Source organism: Sulfurovum sp., from assembly GCF_041562805.1.
Lineage (GTDB): Bacteria > Campylobacterota > Campylobacteria > Campylobacterales > Sulfurovaceae > Sulfurovum.
This window is the reverse complement of the sequence record NZ_JBFFOH010000153.1, coordinates 1-5,955: the sequence shown is the minus strand read 5'-3', so window position 1 is coordinate 5,955 and position 5,955 is coordinate 1. Positions and strand designations below refer to the sequence as shown.

At 37.3% G+C, this 5,955-nt stretch carries 8 protein-coding genes; 1 reads left to right on the top strand and 7 read right to left on the bottom strand.

The genetic code is table 11. From position 1 onward, the window contains the following. Nucleotides 1-220 precede the first annotated feature (220 nt). The 6 genes from ABYK33_RS13145 to ABYK33_RS13120 all read right to left on the bottom strand — a co-directional run bounded on the left by ABYK33_RS13145 (nt 221) and on the right by ABYK33_RS13120 (nt 4,595). Nucleotides 221-625: a hypothetical protein gene (locus tag ABYK33_RS13145; RefSeq protein ID WP_373033727.1), complete on the bottom strand. Its 405-nt coding sequence runs from the start codon at nt 623-625 to the stop codon at nt 221-223. Then, nucleotides 626-1,510 carry an alpha/beta fold hydrolase gene (locus tag ABYK33_RS13140; RefSeq protein WP_373033726.1) on the bottom strand — a complete coding sequence of 295 codons (885 nt, stop codon included), beginning with the start codon at nt 1,508-1,510 and terminating at the stop codon, nt 626-628. 146 nt (nt 1,511-1,656) lie between these two features. After that, nucleotides 1,657-2,625: an NAD(P)-dependent alcohol dehydrogenase gene (locus ABYK33_RS13135; RefSeq protein WP_373033725.1), complete on the bottom strand. Its 969-nt coding sequence runs from the start codon at nt 2,623-2,625 to the stop codon at nt 1,657-1,659. Between the two features lie 33 nt (nt 2,626-2,658). Continuing rightward, entirely contained in the window at nt 2,659-3,360 is a 702-nt protein-coding gene (locus ABYK33_RS13130; protein ID WP_373033724.1) for a DUF4386 domain-containing protein, read from the bottom strand. A gap of 110 nt (nt 3,361-3,470) precedes the next feature. Continuing rightward, nucleotides 3,471-4,100 carry a hypothetical protein gene (locus ABYK33_RS13125; RefSeq protein ID WP_373033723.1) on the bottom strand — a complete coding sequence of 210 codons (630 nt, stop codon included), beginning with the start codon at nt 4,098-4,100 and terminating at the stop codon, nt 3,471-3,473. Nucleotides 4,101-4,217: 117 nt separating this feature from the next. Next, complete coding sequence (locus ABYK33_RS13120; RefSeq protein ID WP_373033722.1) at nt 4,218-4,595, bottom strand: hypothetical protein; 378 nt, start codon at nt 4,593-4,595, stop codon at nt 4,218-4,220. Nucleotides 4,596-4,890: 295 nt separating this feature from the next. On the opposite strand from ABYK33_RS13120, the gene ABYK33_RS13115 reads away from it, so the two are divergent. Then, the gene (locus tag ABYK33_RS13115) at nt 4,891-5,073 is read left to right on the top strand and encodes a phage integrase N-terminal SAM-like domain-containing protein (protein ID WP_373033721.1); all 183 of its coding nucleotides are present in this window, start codon (nt 4,891-4,893) and stop codon (nt 5,071-5,073) included. Between the two features lie 192 nt (nt 5,074-5,265). Here ABYK33_RS13115 and ABYK33_RS13110 read toward each other — a convergent pair whose 3' ends face one another. Further along, nucleotides 5,266-5,850, bottom strand: a complete 585-nt coding sequence (locus ABYK33_RS13110; RefSeq protein WP_373033720.1) for a hypothetical protein — start codon at nt 5,848-5,850, stop codon at nt 5,266-5,268. Between the last annotated feature and the right edge of the window lie 105 nt (nt 5,851-5,955).

Here is a 5,955-nt window from a genome sequence, read left to right as displayed (position 1 = left end):
GGCCGTCAACTCAATCGCCGTATTGAGGTTAAGCTTTATCTGTAGCGTTTGACTTCACCCATTTGAAGTGCGGTATTGACCGCTTCTAAAGAGATCTCCCCTGGCATTGGAAGAGGCAGGTTTTGTGTTTAAATACCGCGAGCTATAGCCCGCACTGCAATAGTAAAGGCTTATTCAGAAACGTATAACGGTTGAGTTCACAGAATTTTGCTACGCAGTATTAGCTACCATTCGTTTTTAATGAATAGAAATAGGCCGAAGTAAATAACAGGCTTAAAATTAAGCGTTTAGATACTCCAAACACAAAAATTGCTCCTCCTAGTATGTTACTAAAGAATACGAATTCGATAATGACTGAAAGAAAAAGAAACACAGAAGTAATCAGAAGAAGATCTCTTCTCTCTATTGGCTTTAACGCACCCCAGGCTAACAGCACAGTCCACCCTGCCATGAACATAGCTCCAGCGTACATTGCTAATTGATAATCTTGTCCTGATCCAACATGCCCATTTAGAATGTTTGGTATTTCCCATCCGGATGCTATCAAGAACCATGATATTGCGATTGTGCCATCAACGACAGCCCCAAGAATGAACATAAGTTTAAGTATTAATTTTGTTCTCATTTAAATACCTTTGTTTCTTGCGCCTAACTGTTCATTTGCCATTATTGTTGAGGCACTATAAAATTCATTGACTGCTAAAGTAAACAATTCTTCATCCTGAATCCATGGTAAATGACCTGCATTTTCAAATATCGTTTGTAATGAGTTCGGTAGCCTTTTTTGAACAAGGTTTTTGCTCTCACCATATATGTCATACTGCCCAAAAGTAACTATTACTGGTACGTTTAAGCCATTTATATCGCGGTCAAGTTTATTGTTGTCAGTGGCGACTATGCTCTTTCTGGTCTTATTAACAGCCGTAGCATTTATTCCAGAAAGCCAATTTACACTCGCATCGGGAGCTGCATTTGGAACTAAAAAATAATTTTTCCATACTTGTTTAAAAACATTCCTGTATCCGTAGTTAAGACCTATTAATCCAAGCAGTGAATTCAACCCCATTGACATCCATTCCATGGATGTGCATTTTTTCTGATTATAGTGCATTACTTCTTTTTCCATTGTTTCCCATACTTTTCCAGTCCCCGAACTTGGACTACAAAGAAAAAGACTCTTCACTTTATTGTGATTATCAGCGGCCCACAATTGTGCTAATAAACCTCCCCATGAATGACCAAAAATATGAATCTTATCAACCTGCAAATGCTCGAGAATTGAATCTATATCACTTAGATATTGGTAGATCTCATACTCTTCATTTTTGGATAGTGAGTTTCCTACACCGCGTTGATCAAATCTGACTGTTTTAAACCTATCGCTTAGGATTCCAGCGACTTCAGCTAAATAATCTGGAACGCCAGGCCCGCCATGAAGAAGTAAAACCACTTCGGTTTTATCTGCACCATCAATAGTTAAAGAAAGTTTAGATGTTTTGGTATTGAGCACTTGACTCTCCTTTTTATAGGGCTAACGATATTAGACACTCTAACTGAAATCCTAAAGTATAAAATTAGGTCAGGGTAATATTGGTTTTCTGGCAGAGGGAAAGATCAAAAATAAGTTCCGAGGGTCAGACCCCTTTATTTGTTATTCTATATTGTAATTATAACATGCCCTTTCATTTGTCCCGATTCAACATACCTATGAGCCTCAGACGCTTTTTCCATCGGATAGCGTTTATCTATCACTACCTTCAGCTTTTCTGCCTCAATGAGCTCTCTGATAAAAGTTAGGTCTTCAGGATTTTTTCCTGTTAGCCCTGACACCGCTTTCTTGCTGCTAGTTAGGTTCTGCCACACTATGCGCATAAGCCGCGATAATGCATAAGTAGTAAAAACATAGAAACCTTCCTTGGTTAGTGATCTTACACTGCCTGAAAATGGACTCCTACCTACGGTATCAAAAATAATGTCATAGGCTTCGCCGCGTTGGGTAAAGTCCTCTTTCGTATAATCTATTACTTTATCAGCTCCCATAGCTTTTACGATTTCCAGCTTCGCGGTACTGCAAACCCCGGTAACTTCTGTCCCAAAGTGTTTAGCCAGTTGTATTGCAAAAAGGCCCACTCCCCCAGAAGCACCAAAGACCAAAACTTTTTGCCCCCTCCTGATATTTCCTTTCCTTAGAAAATACAATGCAGTTAAAGCACCTTGAGGGATAGCGGCGGCCTGATCATAGGTCATGTTAGTCGGCTTTATCGCAAGCGCATCGTTTTCTTTTAGACAAACATATTCGGCGTAAGCGCCCATGCTCATCCCCGTGAATCCGAAAACCTGATCACCTTTCTTAAACAATGTTACATCTTTGCCAATGCCTTCTATTTGCCCGGACAGTTCAGTACCAAGTATAGGCTGTTTAGGCTTTTTGATACCGGTTGCTAACCGCATTAGGAAACCAAACCCCGGAGGTGCTGTGCTGCTTCGCATCCAATAGTCGTATTTCGTTACAGTAGTGGCATAAACTCTTATCAATACTTCATTGTTCTTGGGTGTAGGTTTTTCTATTTCTTGGATATGAAGTACCTCAGGTGGCCCGTATCTATCGTATACAATCGCTTTCATTTTACGACCTTTCTTGGGTTTAGATATACTCTTTTACGCTTCGTTCACATCTGTTTTGGTTGCCACGGAAATGGTTGCTGGTGAATTAAATCCTTTAATGATTAGCCATACCGCAAAAGCCATTTCCTGCACTGCTATTGGAATAAATAAAATTTCAACTGGTTTCATGCCGAAAGACTCTACCAAAAAATTTGCAAAGACCAATGCGGCTCCAATAAATCCCCAAGCTGATAACCACCGTGGCACGAGTTTTGATTGATATAATACAAAATTTAAAATCAGAGCAGATAGTGCAAAAACAAGCCCAAGACCAAGTAAATAAGCCCAATTTCCTGCTGCAAGCAACACAGTGCCCAGGGTCTGATAATACGAAGCATCCGGAGATCCTGCTTTTACGAATTCCTGACTTAATGTCAAGAGTGTTAGTGTGGCAATCACATTAACACTGAACAGCACACTCTCTCCAATCCTTGCGCCAACATACCCAAGAGCTAAGGCTTCATTATGCTTTTTTAAAATAGGGTATATCGCAATTGCAATACCAGCAACTGCAACGGCATCAATTAATACAAGGAACGCTCCAATAATCAATATATTTTCATTTGCAGAAACGGTAGTAAGATAATGAGAACCATAAAGAAATGGATCTAATAAAACAACACCAAATGTGTATGCAACCGTTGCAACTATGAACAAAGCTCCAACGATTCTTGCGGTCTTTATATTGTTTTTCATTTGTTATCTCCTTTTGGTTCTCATGTATAACGTTTAAAATAAGCAATCAAAAAGCCGCCCGCGGATTTTTGATTGCTCTCCAATGATTTGTTATGCCTATCAATCCAATCCTATTTCTTGAGGACATGTATAGATTTTAATGTTGTTTTTCCGGCATTACCTTCAGACTGATATTGTCCGATTCCTTCTGCAAACCATGATTGAAGAATAGAGTTGTGTTTTTCATCAATACATATCGTATGGATAACATCCCGCTTTTTTTGAAATAAATCGACAGATTTTTCTACATTTGATTTACATTTATATTTGTAATCTTTTCTAAAAGAATATTCCCATTCCTCCTCACCATATAGTTGGTGGTATGTTTCTGTTTTGTTAAATGACTTTACAGTCTTTGTATAAATTTTATGATCTTTGAAACAGGTAAAGGTGTTAGATTTATAAAATTTATCACTGTCTGTATTTTGTAAAAAATCCTCCATACTATCTTTGCTTAGTATGAAAGTTGGAGGATATTCTTCAGATAAATTTATAGTATATTGGTTAACGCAACCATCTGAAATACTGTCATTTTGGATGACAACGAATTGTTGCTTATTGGCATTAGAATAGACGTATACAGAATAAGGATTATCAGGTAAATAGTTCTGTACATCAGTTTCACCATCAGAACCCTCTATGCCAATTAAAGCAAGACCACCTATAAATATTAAAACTGTTATGAATATGCTTTTATACATTGTCTTCTTTCATTTATTTAAATTTTCTCATAGCTTTTAGATATAACGTTCGTCGTGAGCAATAGTTTTCCCGTTAGGGGAAATTATTGGTCTCCTCGAATTTGTTATGTCTTTAACTCAATTTTTTTCTCTTCTATACTGACGTATCTTATATGACATATATTGAAGGTCTCCATAATTAAGAGGTTTGTTTATAACTTCTGAAAATAATGCTGTAATATATATTTTTTCATCATTTGTTTCTAACTTAAGTAGTTTAATTGGGTCGTTTTCACAAGTTTGTTTGATAGTAAACTCTTTAAAGGTTAATAGATAGTTATTTAAAATCACTCTATCTGCATTGCTTATTTCTTCATGATAACAATTATATTTGAATATGAATATCAATGTTATAAGTACTGAAAAAATAATAATTGCTTTTTTTCTTTTTGGTTTAGGTGTTGCAAAATAAGGAGGTAAAAAGAAAAGGGTTAAAAACCCAATAATTGAAATCATTGATAGGTAGAAATCTATAATATATCCTTTGTGACATAACTATTTAATATCCTACATAATATATAAATTACCCTGAATAGAAACCAATATCTAACATAAATAATGTATATATATTTTAAAATATTTTACACAATGAGAGGTTCTTTCTCTCTTTTCTTCAATATATTTATAGCTAAGAGTAAAAGATATGTTGTGCTGTTGGATTATGAAGCAATAGCAAGACAATATGTAGGGCTATTTGTTGTTTTAGGCAATAGCTTTACATTTTGTATGATTATTTATAAAGGAGTTGACGATGAAAGAACGAAAATTACTAGACCAAGTACGAGACAAAATCAGGTTTAAACATTACAGTATTAGAACTGAGAAATCTTATGTTGGCTGGATAAAACGTTATATAGTTTTTCATAATCTACGTCACCCGAGAGATATGGGCAAAGATGAAAAGGGTGGGGCAGTGAGTCCGTTGAATATGTAGAGGAATTGCATGAAAAGGATATGGTACGGTTTATCTGCCATATTCCTTAGAACGAAAATACCCTAAAGCAAATACTGAAACAAAGTGGCAATACCTATTCCCAATGCGTAAGGTAGCAAAAGATCCTAGAAGCGGTATAACGTGACGCCATCATGGCTAGCTGTAACTGCAGCACTTTGCAAAAAAGTTTGATTACTTGCCAAGGTTCTCCCATTGGCCCCAGTTAGTGCCGTCAGACCATTGATGCCAGATCTTTTCATCGGTATCAACTGCAAATACGTCCAGGCGAGATGGCCCCCAAGATTTAACACTAAATGATTGAAAAAATTTATCACTTTTGAGACATTCCCATTGATTAAATGAAGAGCCGTCCGACCAATTGTGCCATATTGTTTTTTCATCAGTATCAAGTACAAACAAGTCCAGACGAGAAGTTCCCCAAGAGATGGCGCTAACTGAATCGAATTTACCGAGCAATTCCTTAGTGGCTATAACTTCAGTACCCCATCCTGAACCGCCGTTCCACCAATAGTGCCATAGCTCTTTTTCTCTATTGGTATCAACTGCAAACACATCCAGGCGGTTTGGCCCCCAAGAGACTGCTGAAAATAATCGATGCTCATTTTTACCACTGAGACACTCCCAATGGCCCCAGTTCGTGCCGTCAAACCATTGATGCCAGAGCCTCTTATCTTTACCAAGTGCAAATACGTCCAGGCGGCCTGGTGTATATGAAACTACAGTAACCGGGTTTGAGAAAAAAATTTCGCTACTCATCGTGCTCCTCCTTTAAAAATCTAAACTGCGTGATATTGTGGGAACTAACTCTGTGCCACTATATACTCACTCGACACATTGGAAGCTCTTTTCAAGCGTCTATCT